General features: G+C 68.5%; 1 protein-coding gene. It reads left to right on the top strand.

What is annotated here, in order from left to right:
• The coding region (locus tag CH42_RS00010; RefSeq protein ID WP_156322406.1) for an amidohydrolase family protein at positions 1-213 on the top strand (213 nt) is incomplete at both ends.

Genomic DNA, 213 nt, shown 5'->3' on the forward strand with positions numbered 1-213 from the left:
GCGTTGAGCTGCTGCAGTGCAACCTCACGGAGGCGGGGAACGCCGACGAAGCGGTCGCGACGGTCGCCGCCTACGCGGCGGCGTACCCGGAGGAGGAGTGGATCCTGGGCGGGGGATGGTCGATGGATCACTTCCCAGGAGGGTCCCCGAGTCGCGCGTTGCTCGACGCGATCGTCCCGGATCGACCCGTCTTCCTCATGAGCCGCGATCATC

The sequence above is a fragment of the Leucobacter musarum subsp. musarum genome (assembly GCF_001273845.1).
GTDB lineage: Bacteria > Actinomycetota > Actinomycetes > Actinomycetales > Microbacteriaceae > Leucobacter > Leucobacter musarum.